Source organism: Aeromonas sp. R4-3 (assembly GCF_040908275.1).
Classification (GTDB): Bacteria; Pseudomonadota; Gammaproteobacteria; order Enterobacterales; family Aeromonadaceae; genus Aeromonas; species Aeromonas rivipollensis.
Genome location: NZ_JBFODK010000021.1, coordinates 114,532 through 135,740, shown reverse-complemented (window position 1 = coordinate 135,740; position 21,209 = coordinate 114,532). Strand labels below are relative to the sequence as shown.

At 61.5% G+C, this 21,209-nt stretch carries 22 protein-coding genes; 9 read left to right on the top strand and 13 right to left on the bottom strand.

The window, feature by feature from the left end; all coding sequences use genetic code 11:
* Positions 1-14 precede the first annotated feature (14 nt).
* The 3 genes from AB5Y91_RS05265 to AB5Y91_RS05255 form a co-directional block, all read right to left on the bottom strand.
* The gene (locus AB5Y91_RS05265; protein ID WP_163135549.1) at positions 15-512 is read right to left on the bottom strand and encodes a molybdopterin-binding oxidoreductase; all 498 of its coding nucleotides are present in this window, start codon (positions 510-512) and stop codon (positions 15-17) included.
* A 95-nt stretch (positions 513-607) separates the two neighbouring features.
* Entirely contained in the window at positions 608-2,242 is a 1,635-nt protein-coding gene (gene groL / locus AB5Y91_RS05260; protein WP_025325745.1) for a chaperonin GroEL, read from the bottom strand.
* Between the two features lie 44 nt (positions 2,243-2,286).
* Positions 2,287-2,580 carry a co-chaperone GroES gene (locus AB5Y91_RS05255; RefSeq protein WP_005318973.1) on the bottom strand — a complete coding sequence of 98 codons (294 nt, stop codon included), beginning with the start codon at positions 2,578-2,580 and terminating at the stop codon, positions 2,287-2,289.
* A 242-nt stretch (positions 2,581-2,822) separates the two neighbouring features.
* Between AB5Y91_RS05255 and AB5Y91_RS05250 the strand changes: the two genes are divergently transcribed.
* Positions 2,823-4,157 carry an MATE family efflux transporter gene (locus tag AB5Y91_RS05250; protein WP_289979134.1) on the top strand — a complete coding sequence of 445 codons (1,335 nt, stop codon included), beginning with the start codon at positions 2,823-2,825 and terminating at the stop codon, positions 4,155-4,157.
* 37 nt (positions 4,158-4,194) lie between these two features.
* Here the strand turns inward: AB5Y91_RS05250 and AB5Y91_RS05245 are convergent, their stop codons facing one another.
* Positions 4,195-4,671, bottom strand: a complete 477-nt coding sequence (locus tag AB5Y91_RS05245) for an FxsA family protein (protein ID WP_163147431.1) — start codon at positions 4,669-4,671, stop codon at positions 4,195-4,197.
* Positions 4,672-5,120: 449 nt separating this feature from the next.
* Between AB5Y91_RS05245 and aspA the strand changes: the two genes are divergently transcribed.
* Both aspA and AB5Y91_RS05235 read left to right on the top strand, forming a co-directional pair.
* A complete protein-coding gene (gene aspA, locus AB5Y91_RS05240; protein WP_106884964.1) occupies positions 5,121-6,563 on the top strand; it encodes an aspartate ammonia-lyase in 1,443 nt (480 codons plus the stop codon).
* A 128-nt stretch (positions 6,564-6,691) separates the two neighbouring features.
* On the top strand, positions 6,692-8,011 hold the full coding sequence (locus AB5Y91_RS05235) for an anaerobic C4-dicarboxylate transporter (protein WP_106884965.1): 1,320 nt from the start codon (positions 6,692-6,694) through the stop codon (positions 8,009-8,011).
* A 128-nt stretch (positions 8,012-8,139) separates the two neighbouring features.
* Here AB5Y91_RS05235 and gshA read toward each other — a convergent pair whose 3' ends face one another.
* From gshA to AB5Y91_RS05215, 4 genes are read right to left on the bottom strand one after another with little or no spacing between them, the layout of a single operon-like run.
* Positions 8,140-9,735 (bottom strand): glutamate--cysteine ligase, encoded by a 1,596-nt coding sequence (gene gshA, locus AB5Y91_RS05230; RefSeq protein ID WP_368169232.1) that lies wholly within the window; start codon positions 9,733-9,735, stop codon positions 8,140-8,142.
* Positions 9,736-9,795: 60 nt separating this feature from the next.
* Entirely contained in the window at positions 9,796-12,609 is a 2,814-nt protein-coding gene (locus AB5Y91_RS05225; protein WP_106884966.1) for a pitrilysin family protein, read from the bottom strand.
* Between the two features lie 27 nt (positions 12,610-12,636).
* Positions 12,637-13,074: a YqaA family protein gene (locus AB5Y91_RS05220; RefSeq protein WP_368169231.1), complete on the bottom strand. Its 438-nt coding sequence runs from the start codon at positions 13,072-13,074 to the stop codon at positions 12,637-12,639.
* Positions 13,071-14,048, bottom strand: coding sequence for an NADP-dependent oxidoreductase (locus tag AB5Y91_RS05215; protein WP_368169230.1), 978 nt, complete (start codon positions 14,046-14,048; stop codon positions 13,071-13,073). The genes AB5Y91_RS05220 and AB5Y91_RS05215 overlap by 4 nt, the downstream gene beginning before the upstream one ends.
* Before the next feature lie 56 nt (positions 14,049-14,104).
* On the opposite strand from AB5Y91_RS05215, the gene AB5Y91_RS05210 reads away from it, so the two are divergent.
* Positions 14,105-14,272, top strand: a complete 168-nt coding sequence (locus tag AB5Y91_RS05210) for a hypothetical protein (protein WP_162472074.1) — start codon at positions 14,105-14,107, stop codon at positions 14,270-14,272.
* 45 nt (positions 14,273-14,317) lie between these two features.
* Here the strand turns inward: AB5Y91_RS05210 and AB5Y91_RS05205 are convergent, their stop codons facing one another.
* Positions 14,318-15,316, bottom strand: coding sequence for a Preprotein translocase subunit SecY (locus tag AB5Y91_RS05205; protein WP_162520010.1), 999 nt, complete (start codon positions 15,314-15,316; stop codon positions 14,318-14,320).
* Positions 15,317-15,562: 246 nt separating this feature from the next.
* Here AB5Y91_RS05205 and AB5Y91_RS05200 point away from each other — a divergent pair, with 246 nt between their 5' ends.
* From AB5Y91_RS05200 to AB5Y91_RS05190, 3 genes are all read left to right on the top strand, one after another.
* Positions 15,563-15,853 (top strand): hypothetical protein, encoded by a 291-nt coding sequence (locus AB5Y91_RS05200; protein WP_171275434.1) that lies wholly within the window; start codon positions 15,563-15,565, stop codon positions 15,851-15,853.
* 26 nt (positions 15,854-15,879) lie between these two features.
* Positions 15,880-16,260 (top strand): hypothetical protein, encoded by a 381-nt coding sequence (locus tag AB5Y91_RS05195; RefSeq protein WP_234676033.1) that lies wholly within the window; start codon positions 15,880-15,882, stop codon positions 16,258-16,260.
* A 286-nt stretch (positions 16,261-16,546) separates the two neighbouring features.
* The gene (locus AB5Y91_RS05190) at positions 16,547-16,744 is read left to right on the top strand and encodes a hypothetical protein (protein WP_368169229.1); all 198 of its coding nucleotides are present in this window, start codon (positions 16,547-16,549) and stop codon (positions 16,742-16,744) included.
* Between the two features lie 16 nt (positions 16,745-16,760).
* Here AB5Y91_RS05190 and AB5Y91_RS05185 read toward each other — a convergent pair whose 3' ends face one another.
* The 4 genes from AB5Y91_RS05185 to rpsF all read right to left on the bottom strand — a co-directional run bounded on the left by AB5Y91_RS05185 (position 16,761) and on the right by rpsF (position 18,763).
* Positions 16,761-17,504 carry a ferredoxin--NADP reductase gene (locus AB5Y91_RS05185; RefSeq protein ID WP_163156684.1) on the bottom strand — a complete coding sequence of 248 codons (744 nt, stop codon included), beginning with the start codon at positions 17,502-17,504 and terminating at the stop codon, positions 16,761-16,763.
* A 113-nt stretch (positions 17,505-17,617) separates the two neighbouring features.
* A complete protein-coding gene (gene rplI, locus AB5Y91_RS05180) occupies positions 17,618-18,064 on the bottom strand; it encodes a 50S ribosomal protein L9 (RefSeq protein WP_005331773.1) in 447 nt (148 codons plus the stop codon).
* A 49-nt stretch (positions 18,065-18,113) separates the two neighbouring features.
* Positions 18,114-18,344 (bottom strand): 30S ribosomal protein S18, encoded by a 231-nt coding sequence (gene rpsR, locus AB5Y91_RS05175; protein WP_005313392.1) that lies wholly within the window; start codon positions 18,342-18,344, stop codon positions 18,114-18,116.
* Between the two features lie 32 nt (positions 18,345-18,376).
* Complete coding sequence (rpsF, locus tag AB5Y91_RS05170) at positions 18,377-18,763, bottom strand: 30S ribosomal protein S6 (protein ID WP_005331771.1); 387 nt, start codon at positions 18,761-18,763, stop codon at positions 18,377-18,379.
* Positions 18,764-18,999: 236 nt separating this feature from the next.
* On the opposite strand from rpsF, the gene AB5Y91_RS05165 reads away from it, so the two are divergent.
* Positions 19,000-20,223 (top strand): Nramp family divalent metal transporter, encoded by a 1,224-nt coding sequence (locus AB5Y91_RS05165; protein WP_368169228.1) that lies wholly within the window; start codon positions 19,000-19,002, stop codon positions 20,221-20,223.
* Between the two features lie 113 nt (positions 20,224-20,336).
* Positions 20,337-21,185, top strand: a complete 849-nt coding sequence (locus AB5Y91_RS05160; RefSeq protein WP_368169227.1) for a hypothetical protein — start codon at positions 20,337-20,339, stop codon at positions 21,183-21,185.
* The last annotated feature ends 24 nt before the right edge of the window (positions 21,186-21,209 follow it).

The window sequence follows — 21,209 nt, the reverse complement described above, 5'->3', positions numbered from 1 at the left end:
GCAAGTCACCGTCTTTACTGCTGAATATCGATTGCGCTCAGTTGCCAGATCATCATGTCGGTGAACTCGGACCGCTTGAGTTCGGGATGCTGATCCAGCGGCAGGATAAACCAGAGCGGCCCTTTGTCACGAACCCGCATGGTCACCCCATCATCCTGCCAGGCCAAGATGGGATCGTATTGCCTGACCTTATCCCAGTTGATCCGGATCTGGAAACTATTCAAGGCGGTGAGCGTGATGCTCTTGCCGTTGGCCTTCACCGCCGTCAGCACATCCGCCAGCTTGGGCCCCACGTATTTGTGCGGCTTGTCCACCCAGGGATTGCTCGTCACTATCTCATGCTGTGGCAGGGCCTGGATCATGGCCATGTCGAAGGCAACCTCACCATCACTCGGGTCGGCGGGATCCAGATTCCCCGTCACCTTGAGGATCACGGGCCCTTCGGGAGCGGCCAATGCCATGGTGGGGACGACAAGGGAAAACAGTAATGGGATCAGGCCTAATGTTCGCATGCTTACCTCAGATCATTTCACTATCAACAACTTCAGCTTAGTAGCACTAAAAAAAACGGCCCGCAAAAGCGAGCCGTTTGATGACTATGACGGAATTACATCATACCCATACCGCCCATGCCACCCATATCAGGCATGGCCGGGGTATCTTTCTTCGGCAGCTCGGAGATCATGCACTCTGTGGTGATCATCAGGCCGGCGATGGAAGAGGCGAACTGCAGGGCAGAACGGGTCACCTTGGTCGGATCCAGGATGCCCATGGCCAGCATGTCACCGTACTGTTCGGTGTAGGCGTTGTAGCCGAAGTTACCTTCACCGTTCTTCACGGCGTTGGCAATCACGGAGGCTTCTTCACCGGCGTTGATGACGATCTGACGCAGCGGCGCTTCCATGGCGCGCAAGGCGACCTTGATACCCACGTTCTGGTCTTCGTTGTCACCACGCAGGGAGGCCAGCTTGGCAGCTACGCGCACCAGCGCCACACCACCACCGGCAACCACGCCCTCTTCTACGGCAGCGCGAGTGGCGTGCAGGGCATCGTCAACACGGGCTTTCTTCTCTTTCATCTCGACTTCGGTGGCAGCGCCAACCTTGATGACTGCAACACCGCCGGCCAGCTTGGCCACGCGCTCTTGCAGCTTCTCACGGTCATAGTCGGAAGAGGTATCTTCGATCTGCTGACGGATCTGAGCCACGCGGCTCTCGATCAGGGCGGCATCACCCACGCCATCGATGATGGTGGTGTTCTCTTTGGTGATGACGATGCGCTTGGCACGGCCCAGATCTTCCAGGGTCGCTTTTTCCAGCTCCATGCCCACTTCTTCTGAGATCACGGTACCACCGGTCAGGATGGCGATATCCTGCAGCATGGCCTTGCGACGGTCGCCGAAGCCCGGCGCCTTGACGGCGGCGACTTTGACGATGCCGCGCATGGTGTTGACCACCAGGGTCGCCAGCGCTTCACCTTCCACGTCTTCGGCCACGATGATCAGCGGTTTGCCCGCCTTGGCCACGCCTTCCAGCACCGGCAGCATTTCGCGGATGTTGGAGATCTTCTTGTCCACCAGCAGGATGAAGGGGTCATCCAGCTCGACGGAGCCGGTTTCCGGCTTGTTGATGAAGTAGGGGGAGAGGTAGCCACGGTCGAACTGCATGCCTTCGACGACAGCCAGCTCGTCTTCCAGACCCTGACCGTCTTCCACGGTGATCACGCCGTCACGGCCGACCTTGTCCATGGCTTCGGCGATCAGTGCACCCACTTTCTCGTCGGAGTTGGCAGAGATGGTACCGACCTGAGCGATGGCGTTGTTGTCGGCGCAGGGCTGGGACAGGGCCTGCAGCTCGGCGACGGCAGCCACGACGGCCTTGTCGATACCGCGCTTCAGATCCATGGGGTTCATGCCGGCGGCAACGGCCTTCAGGCCTTCGTTGACGATGGCTTGCGCCAGTACGGTGGCAGTGGTGGTACCGTCACCGGCGGCGTCGTTGGCCTTGGAAGCGACTTCCTTGACCATCTGGGCGCCCATGTTCTGGAACTTGTCTTCCAGCTCGATCTCGCGGGCAACAGAGACGCCATCCTTGGTGATGGTCGGGGCACCGAAGGACTTGTCCAGTACCACGTTGCGGCCTTTCGGGCCCAGGGTCACCTTGACGGCGTCGGCCAGGATGTTGACGCCTTCCAGCATTTTGATGCGGGCTTCGTTGCCAAACTTAACTTCTTTAGCTGCCATGTTCTTCAGTCCTTAAATCAATTCGGGAAAAAGGGGGAAGGTGATTACGCTTCGACAATCGCCAGGATGTCGGTCTCGGACAGGATCAGCACGTCCTGGCCATCCAGCTTCTCGGTCTTCACGCCGTAGCCTTCGTTGAAGATCACCTTGTCACCCACCTTGACGGCGAGGGCTTTGACATCGCCATTGTCCAGAATTCGGCCAGTCCCCACGGCAAGAACTTCACCACGGGTGGACTTCTGGGCCGCAGTGCCAGTCAAGACGATGCCGCCAGCGGATTTGGCTTCAGCTTCGATGCGCTTGATGATGACGCGGTCGTGCAGTGGACGAATTTTCATCGATAACTCTCCCAAAATGAGTCTCTGTGTTGCTTGAGGAATGGCCGCAGTCGGCCAAATTTGTTATGCCCCTGATCTGGGGCAATTTGGGTAGCCCTTCAAGGGCAAATACAAAAAAAATATTTTCACGTACTATGAGTATCTTCGATGGATCACCCACCCCCAATCAGGAAGGCGGATGGACGCGGCCAGCATTTAGGCCCAGAGCACATAGAGACCCTGCCTTGAGCCGACCCAATCCCATGCTGACCGAGCCCATGACGCCAGTGCTGCTGCGCATGACGGGCCCCATGATCCTCGGTATCGTTGCCATCCTCGCCTTCAACCTGGTCGATACCTTCTTCATCGGCATGCTGGGTACCCAAGCGCTCGCCGCCATCAGCTTCACCTTTCCGGTCACCTTCGTGGTCACCTCCCTCACCATGGGGCTGGGAGCGGGACTGTGCGCCCTGCTCGGTCATGCCCTGGGCCAGGGCCGTCACGACGAGGCCGCCCGCATCACCACCGACTGCCTGTTCCTCGCCGTCATCCTGGTGACCCTGCTCGCCGTGCTGGGGGCCTTGACCATAAAGCCCCTCTTTACCTTGCTGGGCGCCAGCGCCGAGCTCATTTCCCTCATCCACGACTACATGCTGATCTGGTATCTGACCGTGCCCATGCTGGTCATCCCCATGGTCGGCAATGCCGCCATCCGGACCACAGGGGATACCAAGACCCCCAGCCTGGTGATGGGGGTGGCCGGTCTGGTCAACGGGGTGCTGGATCCCCTGCTCATCTTCGGGCCCGGCCCTTTCCCCGAATGGGGCATCCGCGGCGCCGCCATCGCTACCTCGATCTCCTGGCTGATGGCCATGCTGGTCAGCCTGCACATACTGCGCAAGCGGGAGCAACTGCTGTCATGGCGCCTCTCCCCTCGCCCGCGGCTGCTGGCCCACTGGCGCGCCCTGCTGCAGGTGGCGGTGCCCGCCTCCTTCACCAACATGCTCAACCCGCTGGCCAACGCCGTGCTGATGGTCATCTTCGCCGGCCTGGGTACCGAGGTGGTGGCCGCCTATGGGGCCGCCTCCAGGGTGGAGGCGCTGCTGCTGATCGTGATGATGGCGCTCTCTTCCGTGCTGGCCCCCTTCGTCTCGCAGAACTGCGGGGCGGGCAATCCGGCGAGGGCCAGGGCCGCCCTGCTGCTCTGCATGCGGTTCGCCCTGCTGTTCCAGCTCGCCATCTACGGCCTCGTCTGGCTGTTGGCGCCCCTCATCGCCAACCTGTTCAGCGATCACCCTCAGGTCGTTCGGCTGATCGTGCTCTACCTGCATCTGGTGCCCATCGGCTACGGTTTTCAGGGCATGGTGATGTTGCTGGCCTCGGCCCTCAACGGGGTCAGAGCCTCGACAGTGTCATTCGTCTTCAACGGCATGCGGCTGTTTGTCTTCTTGCTGCCAGGGGCCTGGCTGGGGGCAAAGCTGGGGGGAGAGCAGGGGATCTATCTGGGGATATTGCTGGCAAACCTGGCGGCGGGGCTGCTGGCCTGGGGCTATGCCCACCGCAGGTTTGAGGGGCTCTGCCATCAGGTCCACCCCTGACGGCGAGGGCCCCGATATGGCGGCCGACTCCGTTCACTCACTCCTTGCGTTCGAATTCGCCTTCAATTGTGGTTCCGCCACCCTTGGTCCGATCAGGTTGCCCCTCGCCAGGGCGCGCCTCGAACGGCGGTTGCTGCCCCTGGAAGCCTCCCATCTGCATCCTGAACTGGCTGCTGCCCACCAGCTTGTCGGCCAGCCGGTTGCGCAGCCAGGGCTGCAGCAGCAGGATGCCGAAGAAGTCGGTCACGAAACCCGGAATGATCAGTAGCAGACCGGCCAGCGCCAGCATCATGCCCCCCATCACCTCGCGGCCCGGCATCTCGCCCTGCTGCATCTTCTGCTGGGCGCTGAACAGGGTCTTGATCCCCTCGCTGCGCACCAGGGAAGAGCCCAGCACCGCGGTCAGCACCAGCAGGCCCACGGTCGGCAAGGCACCAATCACCGAGCCCACCTCTATCATCACGGTGAGCTCCAGCAATACCAGGCCAACCAACAACAGTAACAACTTGCCCATAGCAACCTCAGTGCGGTGAATAAATGAACCTGCCATCACGCAGTCAGCGGAGTATGGCCCATGCCAACTCGTCATCGCGCAGGTCTCTTGTCATTAAAATGGGGAGCCCTGGCGGTTTTTCAAGTCCGCGGCGTCAGACAACCCGGGTTAGGGAGAAATATTTGGTCGCCCAACTGTGATTGAAGTGATTGTTCTGTCAAAGTTAATCGCTCAATTGCAATATCTGTTTAATGACCACAAGATATTTGGGGTTGCCTCAAATTTAGTGATCCAAGTCTAATATCAGATACCTCAATTGAGGTAAGATCTATCCCAGTCATTGCACAGGGGAGCCACAGGTTCCCCACTGCCCCACCCGATGTGTGGTGCTTCAGGATGAAATGTGCGTAAGGAAGTCGCGACCACTCGGTGAGGATCGTTTCCATTTATCTGATTTCTGAGGCATTACAATGAGCGACATCAAGAACGTCCGCATTGAAGAAGACCTGCTGGGCACCAAAGAAGTTTCCAACGATCTCTATTACGGTGTGCATACCCTGCGCGCCGTCGAGAACTTCAAGATCAGCACTCAGAAGATTTCTGACGTTCCCGAATTTGTCCGTGGCATGGTGCTGACCAAGAAGGCCGCCGCACTGGCCAACGGTGAGCTGGGCACCATACGTCCCGAAATCGCTGACAAGATCATCGAAGCCTGTGACCTGATGCTGAACACCGGCAAATGCTTCGACCAGTTCCCGGTCGATGTCTATCAGGGCGGCGCCGGTACCTCCGTCAACATGAACACCAACGAAGTGCTGGCCAACATAGCACTCGAGTTGATGGGTCTGGAGAAGGGCCGTTACGACGTCATCAACCCGAACGATCACGTCAACAAGTGCCAGTCCACCAACGACGCCTACCCCACAGGTTTCCGCGTGGCCGTGGTCAACAGCACAGACACCACCCTGCATGCCCTGGAAGCGCTGATCGCTGCCTTCGATGCCAAGGCTGCCGAATTCAAGAGCATTCTGAAGATGGGTCGTACCCAGCTGCAGGATGCTGTCCCCATGACCCTGGGTCAGGAGTTCCACGCCTTCGCCGTCACCCTGCGCGAAGAGATCAAGTCCATCAAGCGTTGCCAGGAGCTGCTGCTGGAAGTGAACCTGGGCGCCACCGCCATAGGTACCGGCCTGAACACCCCGCCCGAGTACTCCGCCCTGGCCATCAAGCGCCTGGCCGAGATCACCGGTCGTGCCTATGTGCCGGCAGAGGATCTGATCGAAGCGACCTCCGACTGCGGCGCCTACGTCATGCTGCACGGCGCCATCAAGCGTCTGGCCATGAAAATGTCCAAGATCTGTAATGACCTGCGTCTGCTCTCCTCTGGCCCGCGTACCGCGCTCAAAGAGATCAACCTGCCGGAAATGCAGGCGGGCTCTTCCATCATGCCGGCCAAGGTCAACCCCGTCATCCCGGAAGTGGTCAACCAGTCCTGCTTCAAGGTATTCGGTAACGACGTCACCATCACCTTCGCCGCCGAAGCCGGTCAGCTGCAGCTGAACGTCATGGAGCCGGTGATTGGTCAGGCCATGTTCGAATCCCTGAGCCTGATGGAAAAAGCCTGCATCTCCCTGCGCGAGAAGTGCGTGGAAGGCATCACCGCCAACCCGGAAATCTGCATGAACCACGTGCTGAACTCTATCGGCATCGTGACCTACCTGAACCCCTTCATCGGTCACCACGAAGGTGACATCGTCGGCAAGATCTGCGCCCAGACCGGCAAGAACGTCCGCGAAGTCGTGCTTGAGCGCGGCCTGCTGACCGCCGAACAACTGGACGAGATCCTCTCCATCGAGAACCTGATGAATCCGCAATACAAGGCCAAGCGTTACACCCGCGAAGCCACCGTATAACCGGAATCCTGGGCCGGGTATATCCCGGCCCCATAGAGTCAGTTCCCGAGCGGCCTCCTGCTAGTCCCGTCGGGAATTGGCTTTCTGCCTAATAAAACCTAAAAAAACTGGAAAATGGAGTGTTCGCTATGATTGGAATCGAGTTACTTGTGGTGCTCGCCGCTATCTATCTGGGGGCCCGGATAGGCAGCATCGGCATCGGCTTTGCCGGTGGTCTGGGGGTGCTGGTACTGACCTGGGGTCTGGGCATGCCCATCCCGAGCGATCAGCTGGTTGCCTACCTCCCCTGGGACGTGATCATGATCATCGCGTCCGTCATCTGCGCCATCGCCTGCATGCAGCTCGCCGGCGGGATGGACTACCTGGTGCACCTGGCCGAGAAGGCACTGCGCAAGAATCCCAAGCACATCACCTTCGCCGCCCCCGTCGTCACCTACCTGATGACCATGCTGGCCGGTACCGGTCACACCGCCTTCTCCACCCTGCCGGTGATAGCAGAAGTGGCCAAGGAGCAGGGCATTCGCCCCTCCCGTCCGCTCTCCATCGCGGTCGTTGCCTCCCAGATCGCCATCACAGCCTCGCCCATCTCGGCAGCCGTGGTCGCCTTCTCCGGCATGCTGGAGCCGCTCGGTGTCGACTACCTGACCCTGCTGGCCATCTGCATCCCGTCCAGCTTCATCGCCTGTCTGCTGGGGGCCTTCGTGGCCAACATGCTGGGCAAGCCGCTGGAGCAGGATGAAGTCTACCTGGAGCGCAAGGCCAAGGGCCTGATCAAGCTGCGCGGCACCAGCAAGGTTGAGCTCAAGCCTTACGCCAAGCTCTCCGTCGGCATCTTCGTCGTCGCCATCGTCGCCGTTATGGCCTATGCCACCGCCATCTCCGGCAACGTGGGCCTGATCGCCAGCCCGCCCATCCCCCGCGATGGCGCCATCATGGGCATCATGCTCTCCGCCGCCACCCTGATGGTGCTGTTCTGCAAGCTGGACGCCGCCCAGATCACCAACATGCCGACCTTCAAGTCCGGTATGTCCGCCTGTATCTGCGTACTGGGTGTGGCCTGGCTCGGCAACGTCTTCGTGAAGGGCAACATGGTCGAGATCCAGGCGTTCGCCGGCGATCTGCTGAGCCAGTACAGCTGGCTGCTGGCCGTGGTGCTGTTCTTCTCCTCCATGCTGCTCTACTCCCAGGGTGCCACCACCAAGGCACTGATGCCGGCCGCACTGGCACTGGGCGTCAGCCCGCTGGCGGCCATCGCCTCCTTCGCCGCCGTGAGCGCCCTGTTCGTGCTGCCGACCTATCCGACCCTGCTGGCGGCGGTCGAGATGGACGACACCGGCTCCACCCGGATTGGCAAGGCGGTGTTCAACCACCCCTTCTTCATCCCGGGCGTGGCCACCATCGCCATGGCAGTGGCGCTGGGCTTCTTCTTCGGCGGTCTCATCCTCTGATAGCGAGCAACTCCTTGCCAAACGGCCCTTCGGGGCCGTTTTTTTATGTCCGGCCGCCGCGAATGGCCCCCGAACGCCCATGAAAAAAGCCGCTCAAGGGAGCGGCTCTCGTCATCAGGGGCAGGCACTCAGGTGCTCTGCCGGGTACCGAAATAGTCGGCGAGGAAGTCGTCGAACGACAGGCTGTCACCGCGCTCCCGCTCCCGCTGCTTGGCCAGGGAGTCCCGCGCCTCGCCGGCGAAGTAGGCCTCATCCCAGTACTGCAGCTCACCACTCAGCATCTCTTCCCGGTAACGGCTCGCCAGGGCATCGCCGAAGCAGCCGTTGTCCTGGCCGCTTTCCAGCAACTGCTTGAGCAGGCGGGCGGAGTAGGTCAGCTCGGGGTTGAGCAGCTTCTCGCGGTGCATGGCCAGGGTTTCCCGGTAACGGTTGCGACCACAGCAGCGATCCAGCAGCTCGGCGACCTGGGCCAGCTCGTCGAACAGCTTGAGCCCGTACTCCTTGAGACCGATGGCATGACCCTGCTCGTCTTCCAGTTCAAGACCGGGACGGCGCCCTTCCAACACCACCTTGTTCTGGTTGCGACGGTTGCGGGCTATCTCCTCGTCATCCAGCACGGGAGACGGGCGCAGCAGGCACCAGACCAGGAACAGATCGAAGAAGCGGATCTGATCCACCTCTATGCCGAACGGCGTGAAGGGATTGACGTCCACTGTGCGCAGCTCTATGTATTCGATGCCGCGCTGCTCCAGCGCATCCGAGGGCTTCTCGCCGCTGCGCGGGGTGCGCTTGGGCCGGATCGGGGCGTACAGCTCGTTCTCCAGCTGCAGCACGTTGTCGTTGAGCTGGCGGTACTCGCCGTTCACCTTGACCCCTATCTTGGCGAACTCGGGATCATGGGTGTTGATGGCACGGCGCAGGCTGCTCACGTAAGCGGGCAGGTTGTCATGGCTGATCTTGAGCCCCGCCTGGGCGCTGTTGGTGTAACCGAGATCGGACAGACGCAGGGCGGTGGCATAGGGCAGATAGAGGGTCCCCTTGCCAATCTTCTGGAACGGCAGGCTGCTCTTGCGCCCCTTGAGGAAGGAGTCGCAGATGGCCGGGGAGGCACCGAACAGATAGGGCACCAGCCAGCCGAAGCGATAGACGTTGCGGATCAGTCCCATGTACTTGTCGGAGATGAAGCGCTGGCTGCAGCACCCCTCGCCCACCAGATCCTGCCACTCGCACCAGAAGCTGTCCGGCATGGAGAAGTTGAAGTGCACCCCGGCGATCACCTGCATCAGGCTGCCGTAACGGTTCTTCAAGCCCTGGCGATAGAGGGTCTTCATCCGGCCTATGTTGGAGCTGCCGTACTGGGCCAGGCGGATGCTCTCCTCGTCGCCGACGAAGCAAGGCATGGAGAGGGGCCAGATCCGCTCATCCCCCAGGTGGTGAATGGCGTGGCGATGGATGTCGCCAAGCTGCTCGATCAGGCTCTCGATGGAGTCGGTCGCCGGGGTGATGAACTCCAGCAGGCTCTCGGAGTAGTCGGTGGTGATGTTGGCATGGGTCAGGGCCGACCCCAGGCCTCTGGGGTGATCGGTCTGGGCCAGGGTCCCTTCCGGGGTGATGCGCAGACATTCACGTTCGATCCCGCGCCGGATCCCCTTGAGGGCGGCCACCCGATCCGGGGTGCCCAGCGCGGTCAGCAACTCGGTGAGCGACAAGCTAGTAGTAGTCATATTCACGGCTCATGTATGGCCGCCCCACCTGGGGCGGCGCTCATTTTTTTGCAACGCCCCTCAGGGCAGTTGCAGCGGATAGATGGGAAGATGAAGCTCGCTCAAGGGTTTTTCAAGCTTTTGCTTGTCCCCCACCACCACAATCACCATGTCGGCCGGGTCGAGCCAGCGTGCCGCACTGGCTTTTAGCGTCTCAGGCGACACCGTTTTGATCAGCTGGTTCTGGGCCTGCACATAGTCCGGCTTCAGCCCATACATGATCATCTGCAGCAGGAAGCCCGCCTTCTGACCGAGGGTCTCGTAGGAGAGCGCATCCTGCTGGGAGACGGCGCTGCGCATATAGGCCAGCTCCACCGGGGTGGGGCCGCTCGCCCGGTAGCCATCCATCTCCTTGAGGAACTGGCGGATGGCATCTGCGGTGGCATCGGTGCGCACGTTGGCGCCGGTGGCGAAGATGCCGGCCTCGCGGTTCGCCTGGAAGCCCGAGCTGGCACCATAGGTGTAGCCCTTGTCTTCCCGCAGGTTGAGGTTGATGCGGCTGTTGAAGTTGCCCCCCAGGTTGAAGTTCATCAGGTTGGCGACGAAGTAGTCCCCGGTGGTGTCAAACGGCATGGCACGGCGGCCAATGCGGATCACCGACTGGGGCGCCCCCGGCTTGTCCACCAGATAGATGCCCGGCTTGGCCTGCTCGCCCTTGAGCTTGAGATCCCCCAGGGTAGGGGCAGGCCCCTGCCACTGGGTGAGGAAGCCGAGCTGCTGTTCGACCTGTTGCTGGGTCACATCCCCGGTCACCACCACCTTGGCATTGGTCGGGTTGTAGTAGGCGTGATAGAAGCGCTTCACGTCCGCCAGGGTCAGCTTCTCGACATCGGTCAGCACCCCGTCGGTCGGCTGACCGAGGCGGTTCTGCTCGCCGTAGACCAGCTCACGGAACGCCTGCCCCGCCAGCCACTCGGGCTGCTGCTCGCTCTGCTTCATGCCTTGCAGCATCTGCGCCTTGAGCCGCTCGAAGTCCGCCTCCCGCAGGCCGGGTTGCAGCAGCACCTCGCGCACCAGTGCCAGCGTCTGGGGCAGCTTGTCGGTCAGGCTGCTGATGGTGATGAGGTTGTTGTACTGGGCGGTCGAGACGCTGATGCTGGCGCCGAGCTTTTGCAGCTCGTCGCTGAGCTCGGCCTCGGAGAGGCGCGCCGTCCCCTGCCCCAGCATAGCGGCGGTGAGGCTGGCCAGCCCCAGCTCGCCCTTGCCCTCGGCCCGGATGCCGCCTGGCAGGGCAATCATGATGGAGACGGCCGGGATCTCGTCACTCTGGGTGCCGATGATCTCGATGCCCTTGTCCAGCTTGCCATGCCAGATGGCCGGCACCTTGACGCTGACCGCCTCCGCCGTCTTGGGCTCCACGCTGCGGTCGAAGCTGTCCTTGACCGTTTGCTGGGCCAACGGCTCCCCATGCTGGCTGTAATCCGGCAGCTCGCGCTTGGCCGGGGTGAAGTTAGGCGTGCCCGCCTGCCACTGGGTCTTGCCCTTGGGCACCACGCTCAACACCACAGAGGGCTTGTTCGCGATGAACTTGTCGTAGGCCGCCTTGACCTGCTGGGCGTTCACCTGACCTATGGCATCCAGGTTCTTGAACACATAGTTGGGATCCTGAGCCAGCACCTGACCCATGGCGAGCTGGCTCACCTTGCCGGACACGCTGTCCAGCCCCCAGATGGCCGAGGCGCGATAGCTGCTGATGGCTTTCTCCAGATCCTCTGGCTTGATGCCGCGACCGGCAAACTCGCCGATCACCTTGTCCACTTCCCCCTTGAGGGTCTTGAGGCTGCCATCCACCGCCGGGTTAGGGTAGGCGTAGACCGCCAGGGTACAGGCCAGCTCCTCGCAGGAGTGGGAGGCCCCTACCTCGATGGCCTTGCCTGTCTTGACCAGGGACTGATAGAGCATGGAGCTGGCGGAGCCGCCGAGCACGTCGGCAAAGATGTCCAGCGCCGGCTCCTGGGGGTCGCCGAGGGAGACGGTCGGATAGCTGATGTAGAGCAGCGGCAGGTGCACCTTGTCTTCCAGCGTCACATAGCGGGTCTCGGGCAGGGTCGCAGGCTCCGGCGTCGGCTCGGCCACCTCGGGGCCACGGGGGATGGGGCCGAAGTATTGCTCAATCCAGGCCAGCGCCTGCTTGGTGTCGAAATCGCCGCCCAGGGTGAGGGTGGCGTTGTTCGGACCATACCAGCGCAGGAAGAACTGCTTGAGGTCGTTCACATCGACCCTGTCCAGATCCTCCACATAGCCGATGGGCTGCCAGGAGTAGGGATGGGTGCGCGGATAGAGCGCCTCCCCCACCTTCTCACTCAGCAGGCCGTAGGGCTGGTTGTCGATGCGCTGGGCTCGCTCGTTCTTGACGGTGGCGCGCTGGATCTCGAACTTCTTCTGGCTCACCGCATCGAGCAGGAAGCCCATGCGATCCGCCTCCAGCCAGAGCACCTTCTCCAGCTGGTTGGCCGGTACCGTCTCGAAATAGTTGGTCCTGTCCTTGTTGGTGGTGCCGTTCATCTCGCCACCGGCCTCGTTGATGATCCGCATGTGCTCCTGATCGCCAACGTGCTTGGAGCCCTGGAACATCATGTGCTCGAAGAAGTGGGCAAACCCCGACTTGCCGACCGTTTCGCGGGACGATCCCACGTGATAGGTGACATCCAGGTGCACCAGAGGGTCAGACTTGTCCGGCGCCAGGATCACGGTCAGGCCGTTGTCCAGCTTGTACATCTGATAGGGAATGCCGAGCTTGCCTTCCTGCTTGACCTGCTCGGACACCAGGGTGGGCGCTGCCAGTGCGGGCAGGGAAAACCCCAGGAGAATGCTTAATGGAATGAGTTTGTTCACGGTTACCTCGTGAGTGACAAGAATGGGCTAGAAGATCTGGCTGGCCAGCAGAAACACCAGGGCATAACGAAACAATTTGCCGAGCCCGATCAGGATGAGAGAGCGCCAGAAGGAGAGGCGAAGCCAACCGGCCAGCAGGCAGAGACCATCGCCGATCACCGGCGTCCAGGCGAGCAGCAGGCACCAGTGACCATGTTGTTTGAGCCAGGTGAGCGCCTTTTGTTCCCCACAGCCTTGAAAATCTTCCGGTTTTTTCTTCGATGTGGCGAGTCGGCCGAGCCACCAGGTGGTCATGGAGCCCAGGGTGTTGCCCAGCGTCGCCCACAGCAGCAGGCTGGCCATGCTCCACTCTCCCCGGGTGGCCATGGCCCCCAGCAGCACTTCCGAGCTGCCGGGCAGCAGGGTGGCCGAGGTGAAGGCGCTCAGAAACAGCCAGCCCAGCCCCATCTCGGCAATGTCGTTCATCCGGGCTGGCCGTCGGCGGCAGGCATGCGCAGCAGCAGCTTGCCCCGCACATGGCCGCCCTCGATGGCCTGATGGGCCAGCGCCCCTTCCCCCAGCGGGTACTCGCCGGAGATGGTGATATGCACATCCCCCTGACGCAGCAGCATCAGCACCTGGGTCAGCTGCTTGCTGTCGGGGTGGACCAGCATGCCGAGCACCTCAATGCCCGCCTCGGCCCCCGCCTCCTTGATCTGCTGGGCCGTGATGGTGGGCACAGTCACCAGGCGGCCACCCGGTTTGACGCAGGCCAGCGCCGCCTTGCCGCTCTCGCCGCCCACCAGATCCAGCACCAGATCCACCGGGCCGCCGGCCGCCACCACCTGTGAAGGCCAGTCGGCGTCGTGGTAATCCACCATCTGGCTGGCCCCGAGCCCGTGCAGGAAGCTGTGGTTGTCAGGCCCTGCCGTGACCACGACCTGGGCCCCGTAGGCGGCGGCAAACTGCACCGCCAGATGGCCCACGCCACCGGCACCGGCCAGGATCAGCACCCGCTGCCCGCTCTTGAGGGCACCGTGTTCGAACAGTCCCTGCCAGGCGGTGAGGCCTGCCAGCGGCAGTGCCGCCCCTTGCTTGAGGCTGACCCCGTCGAGCTTGACCAGCTCGTCTTCGCGCGCCACCACAGACTCCCCATAGCCACCGGCCGTCAGGGGAAAGCCCACCATGCCGCACACCTTATCCCCTTCCACCAGGGTGGTGACATTGGGGCCGACCTTCTCCACCACGCCGGAGACGTCATAACCCGGGGTCCAGGGCAGCTTGTCCTTGTTCTGGGCCGCCGCCCAGCCGAGGCCGGCGCGGGTCTTGGCATCTATGGGGTTGACCCCCGCAAAGCAGATGCGCACCCGCACTTCCCCTTCCGCAGGCACCTTGTCGAGGGAGGGGTTGAGCCGAAGTACCGAGGGGTCGCCGAATGCGGTAATCTGTAGCTGCGTCATTGCACAATCCATCCTGTTGATTGATCAAGGATCAACAGAATAACAGCGAGGACACCATGGCTCGAATGTTTCTTATTCCTCTGTTGCTGGCCCTGGGGTGGTGGGCGTTTCTGCTCTACTTCCGCATCCCGCTCAAGCAGGGGGCCAAGGGGTTTTACTGGATCATTGGCATAGGTGGGGGGCTCGCCGCCTTCTTCAGCCTGATGATGGTGCTCACCCACTGACGCCGCCTGCGGCAACAAAAAGGCCACCCTGAGGTGGCCCGGATCTCAACCTGCCTGTGAACTGAGGTGGTAGTGGCGATTGCTGCCCTGCCCCAGCACCCCCTCTGCCAGCAGATGGTGGAACACACGGTCCACCTCTTCCAGCGACAGGGAGAGGGCCTCTGCCACCTTGCGCTTGCTGCACTTGAGCTCGCCACTCTCCAGCGCGCTGCGCACCTGGGCCACCACGGCCGGTGCGGGCTCGGGTCTGCTCACCACCATGGGCGCGGCGGCGGCTGATTCGATCTGGCGCGCCTCGGCCTGCTCTCGCGCCCGCAGCCACTGCCATTGACGGCGGAAGCGGTTCTCCTCGCCGATCAGGCTGACGAAAAAGGCACCGAACGCATCCAGCAACACCGAGAGGAAGCAGACCAGCAGGAACTGCACCTGGCTGATGCTCATGCCCACCCCGTCCGCCAGGCTGCTCATCAACCCCAGCATGGAGGACTGCTCATTGACAGGCTTGGCGTCGCGCTCCTGGCGCAGCTCATCCTGCTTCAGCCTGAGCCGGGTGTTGGCCTGCTGCAATCCGCTCACGCCGCTGGAGATACGCGCCATCTCTATGTACTTGCGCGCCGCCTCCTCGTTGAGCTGGATCTGCCGCTCTATGCTGGCGATCTGCTCGTCGAAACGGGCTATCTCCCGCTCGTGGCGTGCCTGCTGGCTCAGTATGGTGTTGGTGGCGCTGTTGATGCCGCCTATGCTGCCACCTATGGAGATGGCGGCCAGCACGCTGTAAAACAGCAGCGACCAGAAGGCACCGCCGAGATCGCGACGCGCCTTGCACTCGCCGTATTCATACCAGACATAGAACTTGCCCAGCTCGAAGATGATGGCCAGGCCGCCAAACAGCCACTTCATCAGCGGGTTGTCGTCGATGGAGAGAAACAGCAGCAGGGAGAAGACGATGGAGGCCAGAATGGCCAACCCGGTAAAACTGTACACCGTGGTCAGTGCGAACCAGCCCTTGGGATAGCGCAATGCGGCAGGAGCCTGTGTGGTCATGATGAAGAGGGAGTGCCGTGCAGGAAAAGTTGGCTGCCGATTATAGTCAGCGGGCGGTCGGAGAGAAGGGCAAATACCTGAATTCCTTCATATGGATAACCAGCTGTCCATAGTGCGACCAAAACGGACAAATCGGCAGCAGAAAACCGCTACAATCGACCTCAGACTTGAAGGGCATGTTTCGTTGTGCCCGGGTTCAGCCCGGCGCGCTACACTGACTCCCTATTGCCATTATCCGAGGCCATCATGAACAGAACGACTAAGCTGCTGCTCTCCCTTCTTCTGGTTGCCGGCACCTCCACCTCATCGGTCCAGGCTCAGGAGCAGGGGAATCAAACTTTCTCCGTTGACGAGCTCACCTTCAAACTGGACTGGAATGACACACAATTTGACTGGTCGCAGACCGGCTGTCTGGATCTTGGGGTCGGTGAGGAGACCTCACCCGATTGCAAGGGCGTGAAGCTCAACCTGGATGATGAGGCGCTCCGCAACCAGCCCCCCAGCAGCAACCAGATCCCGACCAGCCAGGAAGAGTAACCCTTCCCCCCAGGAGCATCTCTGATATGACCCACTTCAAGCGCAATACCATCATGCACAGGAGCACCCTGCTGTGCGCTCTGCTGATGGCCCAGGGCGTCGCCTTTGCGGCCCCTCCCTCCAAGAACAACGACGACGTCAGGATCTCCACCGATCGAGGCCAGATCAGCCTGGATTGGGACGACAAGGAGTATGGCTGGTGGCAGGATAACTGCTTGGATGTCAGCACCCGCAGCAGCCGCATCAAGCTCAACTGTGACAACATGGATGGCAAGTATCGCGACCACTACAACCGCAGCATCCACAGCGGCAACAACCCGGGCAAGGGCCACGACAAGGACGACTGGGACAATCACGGCAACGGGAAGAACAAGGATAAGGGAAACGGGAAAGGCAAAAACAAGTGATGGTTCAGGGGCCCCAGCCCCTGAATGCGGCCACCTGTGCAGGCGGTGGCCGCCATATCCTACGCTCGGCTCACGAGCCCCGGGAACAGGCAACTGCCATTCTGCCAACCCAGGATCAATGGAACACCTTGATACCCTTGGCAAAAAAGTATGAACCAGGCCATTTCACGCACGTTCACCGCCCATTTCTGACAATATTCACAACGATGATGCCAGGATCCTGTTCCGCCCCGGTTAAGGCTGGCGGCGATAGACTGCCTCTCCTCCAGCCGTCATCGAGGCCATCATGCGCAACACCATCTCCCATCTGCTCGCCCGGTTACTGAACAGCGGCGCCGCATTTGAAGCCCCTCTTGCCCGGCGCAGCGCCGCCCAGGATCCCGGCGCCCGCCAGGAAGCACAGGGAGCGAGACGGCCGCCACAGGGCAATAACGCCTGCGCCGAGAGCTCTGGCAAGCGCGACGGTGACAAGGTCGGCCGCTGACCGCCCCTGCTGGCGTCTACCAGTAATTTTCCACGCTGATGTTGCCGGGGGCCCGGCGCAGGTTCTTGGCAAGACCCAGATCCAGCAGGGTTAGCTGCGTCTCCTTCACCATGGCGGGATTGCCGCAGATCATCACCTGACTGTGCTCGGCCGAGAAGGCGAGCCCGACCCTGGCCTGCAGCTCGCCGCTGGCGATAGCCGCCGGGATCCGACCGGGCAGCGCACCGGGCCAGGGTTCGCGGCTGACGAAGGGTACATAGTGAAAACGGGGTCCATACTGCTCGACCAGGCTGGTAATCAGGCCCTGATAGGTGAGCTCCTCCCCCTTGCGCACCCCCTGTACCAGCACCAGATTCTCGAAACGCTCGAATGCCTCCCCCTCCGCCAGCATGGCGAGGAAGGGGCCTATGGCCGTGCCGGTGGAGAGCAGCCAGAGATCCCGTCCCGGCGGGAGCTCGTCCAGGGTCAGGAAACCCGTGGCCTGGGACTGAACCAGCAAGGTATCCCCCAATTGCAAGGCTCCGAGGGCGGGAGTCAGTTCGCCGTCCGGGATCTCCACCAGATAGAATTCGTGATAGGGGGCTGAGGGGGGATTGACGAAGGAATAGGCGCGCTGGATCCGCTGCTCGCCCCGTTGCAGGGCCAGCTTGGTAAATTGCCCCGCCTTGTAGGGGGCGAGATCCGCCGCTATGCGCAAGGAAAACAGGGTGGGCGTCCACTCGATGCGCTCGAGTACCCGACCTTCGACCCAGGCTGCCATACAGGTTCTCCTCCAAAGGAACAGAACCTCACTCTACCCCTTGATCCCCTCTTGATTCAAAAAGAAAAAAACCCGCGCATGTGCGCGGGTTTTTTCTGCAAAGCGAATCGCTATTACAGAGCAACAACCTGGATCTGTACGGTTGCCTTGACGTCAGCGTGCAGCTGAACAACAACTTCGTACTCGCCGGTGTTACGCAGAACGTTGCCCATACGGACTTCGCTCTTGGCAACGGCGACGCCGGCAGCAGTGATGGCTTCAGCCACGTCACGGGTACCGATGGAACCGAACAGCTTGCCTTCGTCGCCAGACTTGGAGGCGATGACAACGGCAGCCAGTTCACCCAGCTTGGCAGCGCGCTCTTCAGCGGCAGCTTTACCGGCAGCCAGTTTGGCTTCCAGTTCAGCACGGCGAGCATCGAAGGTCTCGATGTTGGCCTTGGTAGCCATAACGGCTTTGCCTTGCGGGATCAGATAGTTACGGGCGTAGCCAGCTTTAACAGCGACTTGATCACCCAGACCGCCCAGTTTGGCGATTTTGTCGAGCAGGATAACTTGCATTACCTTTCCTCTATAAAAGTTGAGTTAGGCTTAAGTGCCGGACCGATTCTTACTTGTTGTGCAGATCGGTGTACGGCAGCAGAGCCAGGTAACGAGCACGCTTGATGGCGCGTGCCAGCTGACGCTGATACTTGGCGCGGGTACCGGTGATACGGCTCGGTACGATCTTGCCAGATTCAGTGACGTAGTTTTTCAGAGTAACGATATCTTTGTAGTCGATCTCGGTAACGTTCTCGGCGGTGAAGCGGCAGAACTTACGACGACGGAAATAACGTGCCATGGCCTTTATCCTCTAATGCGGTGATCTAAGAATTACTCTTCGGAAGACGCTTCAACAGCATCTTCGCGGCGCTCGTCGTCACGACGGGTGAAGCGCTCTTCCTTGGCCTTGGCCATCGGAGAAACTTCAGTCACGGCGTGCTTGGTGCGCATGATCATGTTGCGGATAACGGCATCGTTGAAGCGGAAGTTGGTTTCCAGTTCGTCGATAACGGCCTGCTCAGCTTCTACGTTCATCAGAACATAGTGAGCCTTGTGCAGCTTGTCGATCGGGTAAGCCAGTTGACGACGGCCCCAATCTTCCAGGCGATGAATGGTGCCACCAGCGGTGGTGATAGCGCCGGTGTAACGCTCGATCATGCCAGGTACTTGCTCGCTCTGGTCCGGATGAACCATGAAGACGATTTCGTAATGACGCATTTTAGCTCCTTACGGATTAATTCAGCCTCCGCCCAGGTGCAGCCAGACCTCGGAGGCAAGGAACATAGTGGTGTTTAGACGCTGCTTTCTAGGGCGGCGTATTGTACGAAATCACATCTCCCACTGCAACTGGCGTCGACAGATGTTTTTGTCGATGACCCTGATGCAAAACTTCAATTGATAACAATTATCATTTAGATCTATGCTATCTCCATGCTCTTATGGAGGGTGACACCATGCAACCCGCATTGACCACGGCCATCCCGGCCCGCAAATTCAAGCTGACCCTGCTTGGCCCCGCCTTCATCGCCGCCATCGGCTACATAGATCCGGGCAACTTCGCCACCAACATCCAGGCCGGATCCACCTTCGGTTATCAACTGCTGTGGGTGGTGGTCTGGGCCAACCTGATGGCCATGGTGGTGCAGACCCTCTCCGCCAAGCTCGGTATAGTCACCGGCAAGAACCTGGCGGAACACATCCGCGACCGCCTGCCCAAACCTGCGGTCTGGGCATACTGGGTGCAGGCGGAGATCATTGCCATGGCCACGGATCTCGCCGAGTTCATCGGCGCTGCGGTGGGCTTCAAACTGCTGTTCGGGGTGACCCTGCTGGAAGGGGCCTGCATCACGGCCGTGGTCACCTGGGGCATTCTCATGCTGCAATCCCGCGGCCAGAAGCCGCTGGAATTCGTGGTGGGCGGTCTGCTGCTGTTCGTGGCCGCCGCCTACATAGTCGAGCTGGTCTTCTCCCGCCCCCATCTGCCCAGCCTGCTGGAAGGCGCCCTCTTCCCCGGCCTGCCCAACGGCGATGCCGTCTATCTCGCCGCCGGCGTGCTGGGGGCGACAGTGATGCCCCACGTCATCTACCTCCACTCAGCGCTGACCCAGCACACCCAGGATCAGGGAACCCTTTCCCAGCGGCTGCACAGCACCCGAGTCGATGTGGCCATCGCCATGACCATAGCCGGCTTCGTCAACCTGGCCATGATGGCCATGGCCGCCGCGGCCTTCCACGACTCGGGCCACCAGCAGGTGGCTGAGCTGGAAACGGCCTACCAGACACTCACTCCCTTGCTGGGTCAGGCTGCCGCCACCCTGTTCGGCCTCTCCCTGGTCGCATCCGGCATCTCCTCCACAGTGGTCGGGACCCTGGCAGGCCAGGTGGTGATGCAGGGCTTAGTGCGCTTCACCATACCGCTCTGGCTGCGCCGGGCCATCACCATGGCCCCCGCCTTCGTGGTGATCGCCATGGGGCTCAACACCACCGAGATCCTGGTGCTGAGCCAGGTCATTCTGAGCTTTGGCATAGCGCTGGCACTGATTCCGCTGCTGATCCTGACCGGTGATCGCGCCCTGATGGGAGAGCATCGCAACCATCCACTGACCCAGGCAGTCGGTCGCCTCATAGTCGCCCTGGTGATCGGCCTCAACGCCTATCTGCTGGTCACCATGATCTAGTGCTCATCCCGCCATCTTGGGGCCGGCTCGTTAACAGAGGTTAATGAGCCGGTCCCCGCTTTGGCGTATGCTGCCGCTTTCTCTTCTCTTTTTCTCGTTGCGGGAGCCTTGCCATGGAACATACCCGAGTCAGCTTCGTGCTGGGCCATCATCAGGAACAGGCCAACGTCGTCTATTACGAGCAGGGGCAACCCAGCCTGCTGGTCACCGACCTCACCCCCTTCCACCCCCAGAGCCACCTCTGGCCCGATCAGCCTGGCGATGTGGGCACTGTGCGCTGGGATGGTGGCGAGGCGGCCGTGGGTCCCTGCCGGATGGGGGCCATCAGCCCGGAAGGCAGGTTGTTCGTGGATCAGGATATTCCGGTCAAGCGGGGCGCCGAGGGCTGGGCCTTCGTGGTGGTGCATCCCCTGGCAGGCGGCCATCCTCCGCACCTTGGCAGCCGGGTGGAGCTGCGGGTGAACAAGGATGCCCGCCATGCCCTGAGTCTGGGCCACAGCGGCTGCCATCTGGTGGCGCTGGCCCTTAACCGGGCGCTCGCCCCTTACTGGCGCAAGGAAGTGAGCGAGCGCGACGCGCTGGATCAGCCCGACTTCGACCGCCTCGCCATCCAGAGCTCGCGCGTAGAGCCCATGGGCTCCCGGGAGCAATACCGCATCGGCAAGAGCCTGCGCAAGAAGGGGGTCAACGGCGAGGCCCTGCTGGCGGATCTGGCGCTGATAGAAGAAAAGGTCAACCGGCAACTCGCCGACTGGCTGGTTGCGGGGGGCGAGATCCGCCGCTCGCGAGCAGGGGAGGCCATCATCGACTCTCGTTACTGGCACTGCACCCTGGAAGGGCAAGAGCTGACCATCCCCTGCGGCGGCACCCATGCCGGCAGCCTGGCGGAGCTGGGTCAGGTCAGGGTGCGGCTCGTCCCCGCAGAGGAGGGATTCAGCCTGCTCTCCGAAGTCACCCCCTGAGTCGACGACCGACCCGGCTTCGCC